16 protein-coding genes are annotated in these 17,123 nt (G+C 36.1%); 14 read left to right on the top strand and 2 right to left on the bottom strand.

The window, feature by feature from the left end; all coding sequences use genetic code 11:
• The first annotated feature begins 32 nt into the window (after window positions 1–32).
• The 10 genes from CLV90_RS16625 to CLV90_RS16580 all read left to right on the top strand — a co-directional run bounded on the left by CLV90_RS16625 (window position 33) and on the right by CLV90_RS16580 (window position 11,121).
• A complete protein-coding gene (locus CLV90_RS16625; protein WP_133688643.1) occupies window positions 33–2,429 on the top strand; it encodes a heavy metal translocating P-type ATPase in 2,397 nt (798 codons plus the stop codon).
• 286 nt (window positions 2,430–2,715) lie between these two features.
• The gene (ccoS, locus tag CLV90_RS16620; RefSeq protein WP_133688642.1) at window positions 2,716–2,913 is read left to right on the top strand and encodes a cbb3-type cytochrome oxidase assembly protein CcoS; all 198 of its coding nucleotides are present in this window, start codon (window positions 2,716–2,718) and stop codon (window positions 2,911–2,913) included.
• A 181-nt stretch (window positions 2,914–3,094) separates the two neighbouring features.
• Window positions 3,095–5,293 carry a cytochrome-c oxidase, cbb3-type subunit I gene (gene ccoN / locus CLV90_RS16615; RefSeq protein WP_133688641.1) on the top strand — a complete coding sequence of 733 codons (2,199 nt, stop codon included), beginning with the start codon at window positions 3,095–3,097 and terminating at the stop codon, window positions 5,291–5,293.
• An 11-nt stretch (window positions 5,294–5,304) separates the two neighbouring features.
• Complete coding sequence (locus CLV90_RS16610; protein WP_076550414.1) at window positions 5,305–5,496, top strand: cytochrome C oxidase subunit IV; 192 nt, start codon at window positions 5,305–5,307, stop codon at window positions 5,494–5,496.
• Window positions 5,493–6,449 (top strand): cbb3-type cytochrome c oxidase N-terminal domain-containing protein, encoded by a 957-nt coding sequence (locus CLV90_RS16605; RefSeq protein ID WP_133688640.1) that lies wholly within the window; start codon window positions 5,493–5,495, stop codon window positions 6,447–6,449. Before CLV90_RS16610 ends, CLV90_RS16605 begins: the two co-directional genes overlap by 4 nt.
• Before the next feature lie 47 nt (window positions 6,450–6,496).
• Complete coding sequence (ccoG, locus tag CLV90_RS16600; RefSeq protein WP_133688639.1) at window positions 6,497–7,915, top strand: cytochrome c oxidase accessory protein CcoG; 1,419 nt, start codon at window positions 6,497–6,499, stop codon at window positions 7,913–7,915.
• Between the two features lie 17 nt (window positions 7,916–7,932).
• A complete protein-coding gene (locus CLV90_RS16595) occupies window positions 7,933–8,379 on the top strand; it encodes a FixH family protein (RefSeq protein ID WP_133688638.1) in 447 nt (148 codons plus the stop codon).
• 2 nt (window positions 8,380–8,381) lie between these two features.
• Window positions 8,382–9,086: a sulfite exporter TauE/SafE family protein gene (locus CLV90_RS16590; RefSeq protein WP_133688637.1), complete on the top strand. Its 705-nt coding sequence runs from the start codon at window positions 8,382–8,384 to the stop codon at window positions 9,084–9,086.
• Window positions 9,087–9,111: 25 nt separating this feature from the next.
• Window positions 9,112–9,603, top strand: coding sequence for a GTP-binding protein (locus CLV90_RS16585; protein WP_133688636.1), 492 nt, complete (start codon window positions 9,112–9,114; stop codon window positions 9,601–9,603).
• A gap of 63 nt (window positions 9,604–9,666) precedes the next feature.
• Entirely contained in the window at window positions 9,667–11,121 is a 1,455-nt protein-coding gene (locus CLV90_RS16580) for a vanadium-dependent haloperoxidase (RefSeq protein ID WP_133688635.1), read from the top strand.
• A 72-nt stretch (window positions 11,122–11,193) separates the two neighbouring features.
• Here the strand turns inward: CLV90_RS16580 and CLV90_RS16575 are convergent, their stop codons facing one another.
• Window positions 11,194–12,015, bottom strand: a complete 822-nt coding sequence (locus CLV90_RS16575) for a universal stress protein (protein WP_133688634.1) — start codon at window positions 12,013–12,015, stop codon at window positions 11,194–11,196.
• A gap of 49 nt (window positions 12,016–12,064) precedes the next feature.
• On the bottom strand, window positions 12,065–13,426 hold the full coding sequence (hemN, locus tag CLV90_RS16570) for an oxygen-independent coproporphyrinogen III oxidase (RefSeq protein WP_133688633.1): 1,362 nt from the start codon (window positions 13,424–13,426) through the stop codon (window positions 12,065–12,067).
• A 183-nt stretch (window positions 13,427–13,609) separates the two neighbouring features.
• Between hemN and CLV90_RS16565 the strand changes: the two genes are divergently transcribed.
• From CLV90_RS16565 to CLV90_RS16550, 4 genes are all read left to right on the top strand, one after another.
• Window positions 13,610–13,999: a DUF983 domain-containing protein gene (locus CLV90_RS16565; protein ID WP_133688632.1), complete on the top strand. Its 390-nt coding sequence runs from the start codon at window positions 13,610–13,612 to the stop codon at window positions 13,997–13,999.
• A 6-nt stretch (window positions 14,000–14,005) separates the two neighbouring features.
• Window positions 14,006–14,638, top strand: a complete 633-nt coding sequence (locus CLV90_RS16560) for a Crp/Fnr family transcriptional regulator (protein ID WP_133688631.1) — start codon at window positions 14,006–14,008, stop codon at window positions 14,636–14,638.
• 69 nt (window positions 14,639–14,707) lie between these two features.
• Window positions 14,708–15,505 carry a sulfite exporter TauE/SafE family protein gene (locus CLV90_RS16555; protein ID WP_133688630.1) on the top strand — a complete coding sequence of 266 codons (798 nt, stop codon included), beginning with the start codon at window positions 14,708–14,710 and terminating at the stop codon, window positions 15,503–15,505.
• A gap of 83 nt (window positions 15,506–15,588) precedes the next feature.
• Window positions 15,589–17,004 carry an MBL fold metallo-hydrolase gene (locus tag CLV90_RS16550; RefSeq protein ID WP_133688629.1) on the top strand — a complete coding sequence of 472 codons (1,416 nt, stop codon included), beginning with the start codon at window positions 15,589–15,591 and terminating at the stop codon, window positions 17,002–17,004.
• Window positions 17,005–17,123: the final 119 nt, after the last annotated feature.

The raw sequence follows: 17,123 nt of genomic DNA, 5'->3' as shown, positions 1-17,123 counted from the left end.
TTCACCTTTGTATTTATTATTCTTTAATATTTATGCAGGCAACTAATTGTTTTCATTGTGGTGATCCTTGTGATAGACAGCTTATAACATTTGATGAAAAATCATTTTGTTGTGCCGGTTGCAAAACCGTTTATGAGATATTCTCAACAAACGATTTGTCTCATTATTATGATTTACAAGCGGCGGCAGGTACTACACCCAAAGCTATTGAAGGCAAATATGATTTTCTAGACAATGAAGAAATCATAGCGAAACTAACAGAATTTAATGATGGTAACATTCAGATAATCAACCTTTATATACCCACTATTCACTGTAGTTCTTGTATCTGGATTCTAGAAAATTTGAACAAACTGAATAAGAATGTTACGAATTCTCAAGTAGATTTCCCCAAGAAAACAATTCGTATCACCTACAAACAAGAGGATTTCAGCTTAAAAGAGCTTGTCTTGCTTTTAGCTAAAATAGGATATGAACCTTATATTTCTTTAGAGGACTTTGAAGGCAAGAAGAAAGTTTCTGATAAAACACTTATTTACAAATTAGGTGTTGCCGGTTTTGCATTCGGTAATGTTATGTTCCTCTCTTTTCCTGAATATTTCGACTTAAATTCAAGTGCCGCTTCTGGTGGTGAATATTGGCTTAACCAATATCAAGGCTTATTTCGATGGATGATGTTCATCTTCTCTTTACCTGTAGTTTTTTATGCCGGGTGGGATTATTTTGTTTCTGCATTTAAAGGACTGCGAGCGAAAATTTTAAACATTGATGTACCCATTGCACTTGGTATTTTGGTATTATTTCTTAGAAGCACCTATGATATTGCCTTTAATTTAGGTAGCGGGTTTTTCGATTCTCTTACCGGGCTGGTATTCTTTCTATTATTAGGTAAATTTTTTCAACAAAGAACCTATAGCTTTTTATCGTTTGAGCGTGATTACAAATCATACTTCCCTATTGCTATCACCAGACTGAACTTAAAAGGTAAAGAAGAAACCGTGCCTGTTCAAGAAATTGAAAAGGGAGATCGTATATTGATCCGTAACGAAGAAATGATTCCTGTTGACGGTACTCTCGTATACGGCAATGCACAAATTGACTACAGTTTTGTTTCGGGGGAATCTGAACCCGTTTCTAAAAATATCGGAGAACAGATTTTTGCTGGTGGAAAGCAACTCAACGGCGTTATCGAAATGATTGCCTTAAAATCGGTCTCTCAAAGCTATTTGACACAACTCTGGGGAAATTCTATTTTTAAAACGGACAAAGTAACCGCCTTTCAAAACCTTACCGATAGTATCGGCAAACGCTTTACCATTGCCGTACTTTCTATCGCATTTATATCTACTGCTTTTTGGTTGTTCTACGACCCTTCTAAAGCCATGAATGTGTTTACGGCGGTATTGATTATCGCTTGCCCTTGTGCCATAGCATTAGCTTCACCATTTACTTTAGGAAATATGCTACGCATATTTGGCAAAAAGAAATTCTACATTAAAGACACGCAAACCATTGAGCGCTTGGCTAAAATTGATACCGCAATTTTTGATAAAACCGGTACCATAACCACCACCCAAAAAAGCACGGCACACTACGAAGGTATGCCTTTAACTCCCGATGAAGAATCGATACTTAAGAATACCATTAGAGCTTCTAACCACCCTTTAAGCAGATCTTTATATGATTTACTTAAAGAACAGAATATCATTACCTTAGATGAGTACGAAGAGCATGTTGGCAAGGGGCTGGAAAGTTCTAAAGATGATATAAATATGAAGATTGGTTCTGCTAATTTTGTAGGTAATAACATTACAGAAAATGAGCTAGATACTTCTATTTACATCAGCTCTAATAATGCTTACAAAGGCAGATATGTTTTTCAGAATCAATATCGCGACGGACTATCATCTGTTTTCAAAGAGATGTCTGAAACGTTAAGTTTGGCGATACTTTCTGGTGATAATGAAGGAGAAAAAGAGCGACTAGAGAAATTGTTGCCAAAATTGACTCCGCTGTACTTCAATCAGAAACCCGAAACAAAACTAGAGTTCATAAAAACGTTACAAGATCATGATAAAAAAGTATTGATGGTAGGCGACGGATTAAATGATGCCGGAGCGCTTGCACAAAGTAATGTAGGTATTGCTATATCTGAAAATATCAATGTATTCTCCCCTGCTTGTGATGCTATCTTAGATGCTTCTAAATTTCAGCAATTGTATAGCTATATTCTCGCATCTAAAAAGGCGATGCGTATTATTAAAATGAGCTTTATGTTATCGCTGCTCTATAATTGCGTTGGACTTTATTTTGCCATTACTGGGCAACTAGAGCCTGTTATCGCTGCTATTCTCATGCCCTTAAGCTCTATTACCATTGTTGTTTTTACTACGGTAATGACAAATCTTATTGGTAGAAAACTTCCGTAATTAGATTATAACATTCCTCTAAAATTATAAATGAGAATTAAATCATTTTTTTGATTATCGTTCATCATGTTCTAAAAATTTTAATCCCAACTTTTAACAAAATCGAATTAAGTCACTTCGCTTTTTAATATCATCCAACTTACTTAAATACAATATATTACATCTTCACTCATCATGCTCCACTCCTTAAAATATTTAGGTTTTTTAAGAAAAATTTTAAAGTATGACATTTGTCATTTTCTAAGGTTTACAACCCACTTATTTTTACCAAATAATTAAGGTAGATATGAGTGTTATATATATTTTATTGGCGATAAGCCTGGTGGTGGCAATTATCTTTTTTGTCGCTTTTATTGTTTCTGTCAAACAGGGGCAATATGAAGATTCATACACTCCTTCCGTTCGAATGCTTTTTGAAGATGAATTGGTGAAAACCGGTAATAATGAAAAGAGTGAAGAATTAAGAGTAAAGAGTAAAGAGTAAAGAGTGAAGAATTAAGAGTAAAGAGTAAAGAGTAAAATATTTCAAATTAATTGAGAATACAAGATTTAAAAAGTACAAAAAAATAAAAAAGAAGGTGTTGAACAAAGCAAAAGTATAAGAGTCTTTTCTCTCTGTTCTCCCTTTATAAAAATAAAATCCAACTAAATAAACAAGTATAATTATGGAAGTACAGCAGTTTTATTACGATAACAAAATCGTGAAAAATTTCCTTTATGCAACCATGTTCTGGGGTATTGTGGGTATGTCCGTCGGCTTATTGTTAGCCTTCATGTTCATGTTCCCCAACGTAACCGATGGTATATCATGGTTAAGTTTTGGTCGCTTACGCCCGTTGCACACCAACGCGGTAATTTTTGCATTTGTAGGAAATGCTATTTATGCGGGAGTCTACTACTCTACCCAACGTCTGTTAAAGGCGCGTATGTACAGCGATTTTTTAAGTAAGTTCAACTTTTGGGGATGGCAATTAATCATCGTTGCAGCTGCAATTACATTGCCTTTAGGGTATACAAGTTCCAAAGAATATGCCGAACTTGAATGGCCTATAGATTTAGCTATTGCCGTTGTTTGGGTAGCATTTGGTGTAAACCTTATTGGCACCATGATAAAGAGAAGACAACGTCACCTTTATGTGGCTATCTGGTTTTATCTAGCAACTTTTGTTACAGTTGCAGTACTACATATTTTCAATAGTTTAGAATTACCTGTTAGTGCTTTAAAAAGTTACTCGGTATACGCCGGTGTACAAGATGCATTGGTGCAATGGTGGTACGGTCATAATGCGGTTGCATTTTTCTTGACTACGCCGTTCTTAGGGCTTATGTACTATTTTGTGCCTAAAGCAGCGAACAGACCAGTATACTCATACAGACTATCTATCGTTCACTTCTGGTCATTGATATTTATATATATCTGGGCAGGTCCGCACCACTTATTATATTCTGCTTTGCCTGATTGGGCTCAGAATTTAGGAGTTGCCTTCTCTATTATGTTATTGGCTCCATCCTGGGGTGGTATGATCAACGGACTTCTAACACTTCGTGGTGCTTGGGATAAGGTTCGTACAGATCCTGTTTTAAAATTTATGGTGGTCGCCATTACCGGTTATGGTATGGCAACTTTTGAAGGACCAATGCTATCACTTAAAAATGTAAACGCAATTGCCCACTTTAGTGATTGGATCATTGCTCACGTTCACGTAGGTGCATTGGCTTGGAACGGGTTCTTGACCTTTGGTATGATCTACTATTTGGTACCTAAAATGACCAAGAATAAATTATTCTCTGTTGCATTGGCGAACTTCCACTTCTGGATCGGCACCTTGGGTATTATTCTTTATACATTACCAATGTATGTTGCTGGTTTCACTCAAGCGCTAATGTGGAAAGATTTTAATCCTGACGGAACTTTGGTTTACGGAAATTTCTTAGAAACAGTAAACGAGATCATGCCAATGTATTGGATGCGAGCCATTGGTGGTAGCCTTTATATTGTTGGCGCTTGTGTTATGATATATAACGTAGTACGTACCATAAAATCTGGTAGCGTTATAGAAGATGAATTAGCAGAAGCAGCTGCACTTACCGTAGTATCTAAACGTAGAACTGCAGGTGAAACTTTTCATACTTGGTTAGAGCGTAAGCCTATTCAATTAACCATTTTAGCAACTGTAGCTATTTTGATCGGTGGTATTATACAAATTGTACCTACCATATTGGTAAAATCTAACATCCCAACTATTACCAGTGTTAAACCATATACACCTTTAGAATTAGAAGGTCGTGATTTATACATACGTGAAGGTTGTGTTAGCTGTCACTCACAAATGGTTCGACCTTTTAGAAGTGAGGTAGAACGTTATGGCGAATATGCCAAAGCTGGTGAATTCGTTTATGACCACCCATTTCTTTGGGGTAGTAAGCGTACTGGTCCAGATTTATTGAGAGTTGGAGGTAAATACTCTGACAACTGGCACTTAAATCATATGTACGATCCTCAAAGTACCTCTTCTGGTTCTATAATGCCTTCCTATTCTTGGCTTATTCGTGATGAGCACGATAGAAGCGACATTCAAGCTAAAATGGCAGCCATGGTCACTCTAGGTGTTCCATATACCGAAGAAGATATAGCAAACGCCGAAACTTTAATGGATACACAAGCAGAGAAGATCGAGAAGAACTTATATAGCGATCCCGATTTTGCAAACTCTTATGAGGCAGATAAAAAATATGCTGCTGAAAATGGTGAAGAATTCATTGAAATGAGAGACCGTGAAATTGTAGCTATGATTGCTTACCTACAACGTCTAGGTACCGATATCAAGATCAAAGAAACTGGCGAATTATTATCTGATAACTAAAATATAAAAACATGTTCAAATTTGTAAAAGGTTACATGGAAACTATTGATGGCGTAGCAACCTACCCCATGATATCATTACTAATCTTCTTTGTGTTTTTCACCTTATTATTTTGGTGGGTAATTACAGCCTCAAAATCATACATCAAAGAAGTTAGCGAATTGCCTTTAGAAGAAGATAACCAACAAAACAACCAATTATGAAAAACAATACAGCCTGGTGGTTAAGAATAACAGTGGCCTTTTTTGCGGTCATTGTACTTATGGAAGTTTATATTGATAGTGGTGATCAACCTGCTTTTCTAGCCTATCCTACTCTGATGTTTGGCTTTATGGCACTTATCCTATTACTATTAATAGCGATTGCCTTTATTGTACAAGCTATTGAAAATGTACTTTATAATACGCTTGACGAAGAAGCAAAGGTGCGTTACTTAGAAGCCAAAGATGAAAAATGGGAATGGACCTGGGGTAAAAACATGTACAACAAAATGTTGGGCAGTAAACCCATTGAGTCAGAAGAAGAAATCATTCTTGACCATAACTATGACGGTATACGTGAGTTAGACAATAATTTACCGCCTTGGTGGGTGTATCTTTTCTATGCTTCTATTGTATTTGGGGTAGTTTACTTACTTCGTTTTCATGTTTTCAATGACTACAATCAAAAATTGGAATACGAACAAGAAGTTGCTGCAGCTCAATTAGAAATTGAAGCATATAAGAAAACTGCAAAAGGTCTTGTTGATGCCAATACGGTTGAGTTATTAACAGATGCATCAGATATTAGTGCCGGTAAAGGAATTTTTGAAAGCAATTGTGTTGCTTGCCACATGGCAGATGGTGGCGGTGGTATTGGTCCCAACCTTACGGATCAAAACTGGATTCTTGGTGGTGGTATCAAAAACGTTTTCCATACCATTTCTGAAGGTGGTCGTGACGGTAAAGGTATGATCGCTTGGAAACAAAACTTAAAACCTGCAGAAATAGCACAAGTAGCTAGTTATGTATTAAGTTTTGAAGGTACAACACCTGCAAACCCGAAAGCGGCAGAAGGTGATATTTGGGTTGACCCTAATGCGCCGGAACAAGAAACTCCAGCTGAAGCAGAAGCTACCGAAGTAGTTATTGATTCTGCAGCGGTTACCATGAACTGAGTTAATTGAGAGGTCCAAAGCCTCTCAAGCCAAAAAAGAGAGATACAATGTCACAAGATCAAGATAATTTTAGAGATTCCATCGGTACCATCAAAGAAGATGGTAAACGAGCTTGGGTATTCCCTAAAAAGCCGAGTGGTAAGCTTTATGAGTATCGTAAATATGTAAGTTATGTGCTACTTACTTTCTTGATCGCGTCTCCATTTATAAAAATAAACGGCAACCAATTCTTGATGTTCAATGTCTTGGAAAGACGTTTCAATATCTTCGGATTTCCTTTTTATCCTCAAGATTTTCACCTCTTTGTAATCTCAATGATTATAGGGGTCGTTTTTATCGCCCTCTTTACAGTAGCATTCGGACGTATTTTCTGCGGATGGATGTGTCCGCAAACCATATTCTTAGAGATGGTTTTTCGTAGGATAGAATATTGGATAGATGGTGACCGTGGCGCGCAAATTAAATTGGATAGACAAGAATGGAATGCAGAAAAGATTCGTAAACGTGTTTTAAAGTGGATTATCTTTTTCATCATTTCATTTATTATAGCCAATGTCTTTCTTGCCTACCTTATTGGTAGCGATAGATTGATTCAATACGTTACCGATGGTCCTGCACAGCATGTAAGCACCATGGTTTCGCTATTAATTTTTACTGGTGTATTCTATTTTGTATTCGCTTGGTTTAGAGAACAAGTATGTATCATTGCTTGCCCTTATGGTCGTATGCAGGGGGTGCTTCTTGATAATAAATCGATTGTAGTTGCCTATGATTATAAAAGAGGTGAAGCCGAAAATGGCAGAAAAAAATGGCGCAAAAATGAAGACCGCCAAGAATTAGGCAATGGCGATTGTATAGATTGTAACCAATGTGTAAATGTTTGCCCTACAGGAATAGATATTAGAAACGGAACGCAACTGGAATGTGTAAACTGTACCGCGTGTATTGATGAGTGTGATACTATCATGGAAAAAGTGGATCTGCCTAAAGGCTTGATTCGCTATGCAAGTGAAGATGAAATTACCAAGAAAGAGAAATTTAAATTTACGCCTCGTTTAAAAGGATATACTGCTGTATTAGTTATTTTAACGGGTGTATTAGTAGGTATGATGTTCTTAAGAAATGATCTTGAAGCAAATATATTAAGACTGCCTGGGCAATTGTACGAACACAAAGAAGGGAACATTATTAGTAATGTGTACACTTATAAACTGTTGAACAAAACCACTAAACCGGTTGAAGATGTTCACTTTAAGCTGATATCGCCAAAAGGTGAAATTAAACTGGTACGTCATGAGAATTTTGATGTTGCCGCAGAAGCATTGGCAGAAGGCACCTTGTTCATAGAAATAAACGCTTCAGCTTTAAGTGGTGATAAGAACAACCTTAAAATTGGGGTTTATAGTAACGATAAGTTAATTGAGACCACTACGGCTCGCTTTTTGGCTCCACGTAGCTATAAATAATATTTAAAATAGAAATCATGAAGATTAATTGGGGTACCGGTATTGTGATTGCCATTGTTGCATTCATTAGTTTTATTATGTTTTTTGTAGTTACAATGACTACCAGTCATGATGCTAACCATGATTTGGTTACCGAAGATTATTATAAAGCGGAGCTTGGTTATCAAAAGGAAATAGATGCAGAGAAAAATGCTCAAATTGCAACTACACAAATAGAAATACAAAAAACTTCTGAAGGGTTAATGATACTTTTTCCTGAAGGATATGATGATACCAATGTTAAAGGTTTAGTGTCCCTATACAGACCATCCAACAAGAATTTGGATTTTAATTTGCCCATTAGTTTATCCAATTCACATTTGCTCATACCTGACAATCAATTGTTGGACGGTCGCTGGGACATTAAAATTACTTGGGAACACGAAGGAAAAGATTTTCTACATAAAGAGAGTATTACCTTTTAAATATGCTACTATCTGCTCTCATATTAGGTCTAATGGGTAGTTTGCACTGCGTTGGTATGTGTGGACCCATTGCCTTTATGCTTCCGGTAGATAGAACAAATAACTACAAAAAATTCGGACAGATATTTATCTATCACTTTGGTCGATTAATGGCGTATGGACTTATAGGTCTCATATTCGGACTACTAGGCAAAGGGCTTTCCATTTTTGGTATACAACAAAAACTATCTATTGGTATTGGTATTATTATGATTCTGATAGTATTGATTCCGTATAAAACATTCAATAAATACAACCTGTCTAAACCCATCTATAAAATCATATCAAAAGTTAAGAACCAATTAGGCAAAGAGCTAAAGAAAAAATCGCCCGATACCTTTTTAACTATCGGATTCTTAAATGGATTTTTACCATGCGGTCTCGTTTATATGGCACTTTTTGGATCTATAGCTATGGGCGATGCTTTACAAGGTAGTTTATACATGATGCTTTTCGGCGTAGGCACTTTACCCCTTATGACCGCTGCCATTTATTTTAGTAATTTACTAAAAGGTGGTATACGTCAAAAAATACAAAAAGCAATTCCGGTATTTGTTGTTATTATCGGTGCACTTTTTATTCTTAGAGGTCTTGGTTTAGGTATACCGTACGTATCGCCTGCACCAGTTAACCAATTAGCTTCAAGTGCAATAGAATGTCATAATTAATGGCTGAGGCCAAACACAAATTCATATGAAACCATTACCGAACGAAATAGTGCTTCGCCCAAGGTTTCAAATGCATCTATCAAAAAACAAAGAAACGGTTCTTAGCAAATTTGAGGGATTGAAAGAAAATCCGTTTTTGATTAAACGTTTAGATGAGCATGTGTTCATTAAATTCAACCAAAAAGAGCATCACTTTTGGTCTCCGCAGTTACATTTAGAAATTGATGAAGTAGATGATATTAGTTGTAAATTATATGGCGTTTTCGGTCCCAACCCTACCCTTTGGACCTTTTTTATGTTCATACACTTTGTCATTGCAACACTTTTTATAATCATAGGTATTTGGGCATATTCAAGTGCATCATTAGGTAAAGAATATCACATTCAAGTAGGTGTCATGATTATGCTAACAGCGCTATGGTTTGTACTATATTTTGCAGGTAGAAGTGGTAAGAAAAAAGGAAAACCACAAATGCACCAATTACATGATTTTATGACGAATGTTCTTACAGCATAAATTTTATATTCCCTTCTTACATCGCTATATTTAATACTCAGAAATAGCCAATCTAATAAACGTATGAAACGCATTTTATTTTTAGTATTTACCCTTACTTTTTTTTGTGTGGGTTTCACTCTTGCCCAAGAAAAACCAGAAGAACCAAAAGGAACTGAAAATATAGCTTACAGATGGGGTAAAATGGCTTTGGATGCAACAGCCTCTGATACCGAAAAATTTAAACCAAGACCTACAATTACTTCTCGATACTTAGGATTAATCTTTATCTCTATTTTCGATGCCTGGTCTAGATACGATGAAAGTGCCATACCGGTATATTTAAAATCCATAGAAAGAAGACCCTTAGCCGAGCAAACGCTATCTAATAAAGAAACTGCTATTAGCTATGCCGCTTTTGGCGCTATGAAAGAATACTACTATTCTGATACCGAAATGTTCAGAAATTTCATGGTAGAATTAGGTCTAGACCCTGATAATACTTCTATGGATCCAAACACCCCAGAAGGTATTGGCAACTTAGCTGCAAAGGCAACCATTGAAGCTAGAAAAAATGACGGAAGCAATCAATACGGTACTATTAATGGCTCTGATGGAGAGCCTTATTTTGATTATACCAACTACAGTCCCGTAAATACTGCAGATGAAAGCACTGATATCAACCGTTGGCAGCCTAAATATTTCTCTGATGGCAAAGGCAGTCAATATGCCCCAGGGTGCCTTACGCCCTACTGGCAGAAAGTAATACCGATTACCATGACATCTGCTGATCAGTTTAGACCAGGACCACCACCAATGTACGGTTCTGAACAATTAAAAAAGGAGGTTAAAGAAGTGGTTGATCTGCAAGCCAACCTTTCTGATGAAGATAAAGCGTTGGTAGAATTTATGCGTGACGGACCACAGTCTGTTCAACAAGCGGGACACTGGTTAAAATTCGCTCAAGATGTTTCTCGCCGTGATAACCATACTCTAGACCAAGACGTAAAAATGTATTTCTTAACCGAAATTACCGCTATGGATGCCTTTATAGCTTCCTGGGATTCTAAAATGTTCTACGATTATGCCAGACCATATGCTTTGGTTCACGAATACTACAAAGACAAAACTATTAAAGCTTGGGGCGGACCCGGAGTTGGCGTTGTAGAAATGAAAGGACAAAATTGGAGACCTTATTCTCCAGATATCTTTTTATGTCCGCCATTTCCTAGTTATACTTCTGGACATAGTACCATAAGTGGCGGCTGTGCAGAAGTATTACGTTTGTTTACAGGAGATGAGTACTTTGGTGAATCTGTAGAATTGACTCCCGGAACTTTAACTGAAATTGATTCTACATTCTATGGAAAACCAGTAACCATAACCTTCCCGACATTTACAGAAGCCGCAAATATGGCAGGTATGTCTAGAGTTATGGGCGGTTATCATATTCAAGCTGATAATATTGCAGGCTTAGAATTAGGCAGAGATGTAGCTCAACAAGCTTGGAAATTCTATAATGAGCATTTAGGTAACTAAATCATTTGTAAAAACAAATAAACCCAAGGCAAATGCCTTGGGTTTATTCTTGTCTATAGAAGACGTTAGTATCTATATTTTAAAAGTAATAACCGGTATTTTAGAATGGTTTACAACATCTTCGCCTATGCTGCCGTTAAACATATGTGAAATACCTTTACGACCGTGTGTAGGCATTGCTATAGCATCTGCTAATATGGTTTTACCATAATTGATAATACCCTGCTCTACACTGTAGTCATTATAAATTTCAACCTGTTGTGCCGAATTGGCTTTGGACAAAAATTTATTTATTTTTTGATAAGCATCTCTATTACTCATAAATTCATCGTTTGGCGTGTTGATAAAAACAACCTCCATGCTAGCACCTAGCATCGCTGCAAACTCCTTAGCTTTTTGAAAAGCTGGTAAATTATCATCATTAAAATCGCACGCGAATACAAAACGATCTAAGCTTAAATTTGTAACCTCGCCTTTAATCACTAAAACTGGTACTGTAGCGTTACGAACCACTTTTTCTGCATTAGAGCCAATAAACATTTCTTCAAATCCGCTAGCTCCATTAGAACCCATTACTATTAGGTCCGCATCATGTTCTTTAGCTATAACATTTAGCTCACTGAATACTTTATAATGCTTAATTACAGGAGTTACGGTAACACCCTCTAAGTAAGGCTTTTCTAAAAATTCTTTTAAATTCTTTTCTGCCAATTTCACCAAGAAAACTGTCTGCTCGATGTACATACCATCTGGCGAAGTAATTATTGCCTGATTGAGTTCTAGCATATGAACTACCAATAGTTCAACTTTATGTTTTTTAGCCAAATCTGCAGCTGCCTTTAGCGCTTGTTCTGACTGATTTGAAAAATCTGTAAGTACGATTATTTTTTTCATGGTAATTTTATTTAGCAATTATTAAGATTAGGAACTTCTATTTTTAAAATTAAACGGTCATTGAAAACAACTTGGTATCTGGTTTCTTATTTTGCAATGGCAAATCAAAAGCCATACATACGTTTCTAACAAATGGCCTACCCTTTTCTGTTATTTGAAGACTACCTTCTGTAATGGTCACTAAACCATCTTCTTCCATTTCTTTTAACCTGTTTAGAATACTTTCTATTTGTGGTAGATGTAATTTAAATTCGCTCCAAGTTGTTTTAAACTGGCACATTAAATTTAAGATATGTCTTCTTATAATTTGATTTTCTTCTGTTAAAATATGACCTCTATAAAGCGGAATAATATCATTTTCTACAAGACTTTGATACTCTTCTACATTTTTTACATTCTGTGCAAAACCATACCAACTATCGCTTATACTCGATGCGCCTAACCCTATCATTAAGTTGGTGTTAGAGCTGGTATAGCCCATGAAATTTCTATGAAGTTTTCCATTCTCCATCGCCTGAAACAATCCGTCGCTCTTTAACGCAAAGTGATCCATTCCTATTTCATGGTATCCATATTCTAATAACAATTCTTTACCAACTTCATACTGCGTTCTCTTTTCATCGCCCGCAGGTAAATCTGCATCATTATAACCACGTTGACCGTTACCTGCCAACCATGGCACATGTGCATAACTGTAAAAAGCAATACGGTCTGGTTTTAATTCTTTGGTCTTTTCTATCGTATTAATTACGTGTTCTAGCTTTTGATGTGGTAGACCGAAAATGATATCGTGACTAACAGATGTATACCCTATTTCACGAGCCCACTCGGTTACATTTTTTACATTTTTAAAAGGTTGAATTCTATTAATTGCTTTTTGTACCGTTTCATTATAATCTTGAACACCATAGCTTACTCTTCTAAAACCAACATTGTACAATGCTTGTAAATGTTCTTTAGTGGTATTATTGGGGTGACCTTCAAAACTAAATTCGGCATCATTTGCCTTATCGGCTATTCCTAGAATACCATCAATTAAATACTTCAAGTTTTCTGGAGTAAAAAATGTAGGCGTACCACCACCTAAGTGTAGCTCTTTTATAATCGGTTTTTCATCGAACAGTGCGCTATATAATTGCCATTCTTTCAATACCGCTTTTATATAGGGTAGCTCTAAATCGTGTCGTTTGGTAATACGCTTATGACATCCGCAGAACGTACACATATTCTCGCAAAATGGTAAATGTATATACAGACTAATACCTGATATCGAATTACTTGCGTGAAAACTCTTTTTTACCGACGCTTCCCACTTTTTTCCAGAGAAGGTATTGATATCCCAAAAAGGAACTGTTGGGTAACTAGTATATCTAGGTCCTGGTACATTATACTTTTGAACAAGCGAACACATAAACTTCTTATTTAGTCACAAACTTACATGTCTAAGTCAGCATATAATATGATTTATATCAGTTCACAGCACATCGAAAAAAAATAACTTCCGCAGAAATTACATAATGAATAGTGGTACTATGTAACCTTTGTTACCTAATAAATTATTCAGATCCAATAATTTTGATTAAAATTTATACCCATGCTACCAAAAGGTTCCAAATTATACAGTATTATATTTTTGACATGCCCAAGATGTCATAAAGGTGAATTCTTTGAGGCTAATCCTTATAAATTAAGTAACTTCAATAAGGTTAAAGAACGTTGCCCAAAGTGCGATTTAAAATATAGTATTGAGCCTAGTTTTTATACGGGATCAATGTATGTTTCGTACGCAGTAGGTATTGCTGTGGCAGTTGCTGCATATGTATTAACTTTACTATTCGGACTTCAACTTTCAATAGGTGCTTTATTTGTTGTTATCGTTGCATCATTAGTGGTAACAATGCCATGGATAGCTGCAGTATCTAAATCGATTTGGGCGAATATGTTTTTTAAATTTGATAAGGAAATAGCTCAGAAAATTAATTAGCCAAGAATGATTCAAAACTTAAAGGAAGAATACGGAGATATCTTTGAAGAAGAGCTCATCAATGAAATTGTACAGGTAGGTACTTTTAAAGAGGTACCCGAAGGTTATAGATTCATGGAGATCGGTGACTACATCAGAGGTATGCCTTTATTAATTTCTGGAGTCATTAAAATTTTGAGAGAAGATGAAGATGGCGATGAGCTTTTACTATACTATTTAGAAAAAGGTGATACCTGCTCTATGACAATGGCTTGTTGTATGGGCGACAAAAAAAGTGAGATTAGAGCTATTGCAGAAACAGATGCAAAATTGATTATGGTGCCTATTCAGAAAATGGAAGAATGGACCGCCAAATATAAATCTTGGAGAAACTTTGTATTTAATAGCTACCATGTTAGATTAAATGAGCTTTTAAGCACCTTAGATAATATCGCATTCCAAAAAATGGATGAACGCCTAATCGGCTACTTAAAAGAAAAATCTAGAGTAACAAGAGATAATATTATTCATAGTACCCACCAAGATATTGCCTACGACCTTCATAGCTCTAGAGTTGTAATTTCTAGGCTTTTAAAGAAGCTTGAAGAAATGGGCAAAATTAAACTCCACCGTAATTATTTAGAAATATTAGATTTATAATACCTCTGTAACTAATGTTACTGCGCAGGTTTCCGCACCGTTCTACTTTTGTGATATCAAATACATCACATGGAAATTTTGCAAATTCTTGGTTATATCAGTGCCTTAATTATCGGTATTTCATTAGGTCTTATTGGCGGTGGTGGTTCCATATTAGCTGTTCCTGTTTTAGCCTACCTTTTTTCAATTAACGAAAAAGCTGCAACCGCTTACTCCCTTTTTATTGTTGGCGCAAGTGCATTGGTCGGTGGTTGGCAACAGCATCTAAAGGGTTACGTAGATTGGCGAACTGCTATTGTTTTTGGTACACCAGCAATTATTGGTGTTACACTTGTTAGGCACTATGTGGTACCTGCAATGCCCGATGTTTTATTTGAAGTTGAACACTTTCAATTTACACGTAGAATGGCAATGTTCGGGCTGTTCGCTATTTTGATGATTCCTGCTGCATATTCCATGCTAAAAAAGGAAAAAAGTGTTATTAAAGGCGGAGATGTTTCTTATAATTATCCCTTAATTTTATTAGAAGGACTTATAGTTGGTAGCATAACAGGATTGATTGGCGCCGGTGGCGGATTCTTAATCATTCCTGCATTGGTCATCTTGGCAAATGTTGAAATGAAAGTTGCCGTTGGTACCTCGTTAATTATAATTGCTATTAAATCTTTAATGGGTTTCTTTTTAGGTGATGCGATGACCATGACAATCGATTGGAAGTTTCTTGCCATTTTTACCTCGCTATCTTTTGTAGGTATTTTTATTGGTAGTTACCTCAGTAACTTCATAGATGGCAAAAAATTAAAGAAAGGTTTCGGCTATTTTATTCTTGTAATGGCTGTCTTTATTTTTTACATGGAATTCTTTTAAAAAATTTTCCTTATGTGACCAATGTCACTGTACACGTCTTATACAAAGGGTAATTTTATAGTATTAATCAAATAAATAACAACATGAAAGTAGAACAAATTTATACCGGATGTTTGGCACACGCTGCCTATTATATAGAAAGTAATGGTGAAGCTGCAGTTTTTGATCCGTTACGTGAAGTACAGCCATACCTTGACCGTGCTAAAAAAGACAATGCAAAAATCAAATATGTTTTTGAGACCCATTTTCATGCAGATTTTGTAAGTGGTCATTTAGATTTACAAAAAAAAGCGGGTGCAGAAATTGTATTCGGTCCTGGTGCTAAACCTGCTTATAAAGCTACCACAGCAAAAGACAATCAAATATTTGAAGTTGGTGATTATAAGGTAAAAGTAATTCACACACCTGGTCATACAATGGAAAGTACTACCTACCTATTAATTGATGAAAATGGAAAAGAACATGGTATTATCACTGGCGACACCTTGTTTATTGGCGATGTTGGTAGACCAGATTTAGCACAGCATGTCGTTGCAGATTTAACCGAAGAAAAGCTAGCCGGGTATTTATACGATTCTCTACGTAATAGAATTATGCCACTGAGCGATAATTTAATTGTGTACCCTAACCATGGTGCCGGATCTGCTTGTGGTAAAATGATGAGTAAAGAAACTACCGATACGTTAGGGCATCAAAAGAAAGTAAACTATGCGCTGAGACCAGAAATGACCAAAGAGGAATTTATCAAAGAACTCTTAACCGGACTCACAGCGCCTCCTGGGTATTTTCCTAAAAATGTTTTAATGAACATTCAAGGGTACGAAAGTTTAGACAAGATCATGGACCGTGCCACTACCCCATACACTCCCGAGGCTTTTGAGGCTGTTGCCAATGAAACTGGCGCGTTAGTTTTAGATACTAGAAATGCAGAAGATTTTGCAAAAGGATTTATTCCTAATAGTATCAATATCGGACTCGAAGGTAGTTTTGCCCAATGGGTCGGTGAAATGATACCCGATATTAAACAAGAAATTTTATTGGTCACTTACAAAGACAAACAAGAAGAAGCCATTACCCGTTTGGCAAGAGTTGGCTATGACAATACCGTTGGCTTTTTAGATGGTGGTTTTGATACTTGGAAGCAATCAGGAAAAGATTTTGAGGTAAGCAACAGAATTGATGCCGATGAATTAGAGGCTGAATATAACGCTGATAAACCTTTAATAATCGATGTTAGAAAAAAGAGTGAGTTTGATTCTGAACATGTGGTCGGCGCCATCAATGTTCCCTTAAACGAAATCAATCAGCATCTATCTCAATTCCCTAAAGACAAGCATTTCGTTTTACATTGTGCCGGTGGTTATAGAAGTATGATAGCAGCTTCGATTTTAAAACAACGAGGATGGCAAGATTTTACTGATGTTAAAGGCGGTTTTGAAGCTATTTCAAAAACAACACTACCTAAAACAGCATACGTTTGCCCATCAACACTATTGTAAAAGGTACTACTAAAACAGCGCTGATTTTTCAGGGCTGTTTTACTTTTCCTGCCTATGTAACCTAAGTTACTGTGTAGTCCTTTTTACAAATGTAATTTTGGTTCAATAATAAATATGAA

It is taken from the genome of Maribacter spongiicola, from assembly GCF_004364165.1.
In the GTDB taxonomy this organism is placed as follows: domain Bacteria; phylum Bacteroidota; class Bacteroidia; order Flavobacteriales; family Flavobacteriaceae; genus Maribacter; species Maribacter spongiicola.
This window is presented reverse-complemented; position numbering and strand designations above follow the sequence as displayed.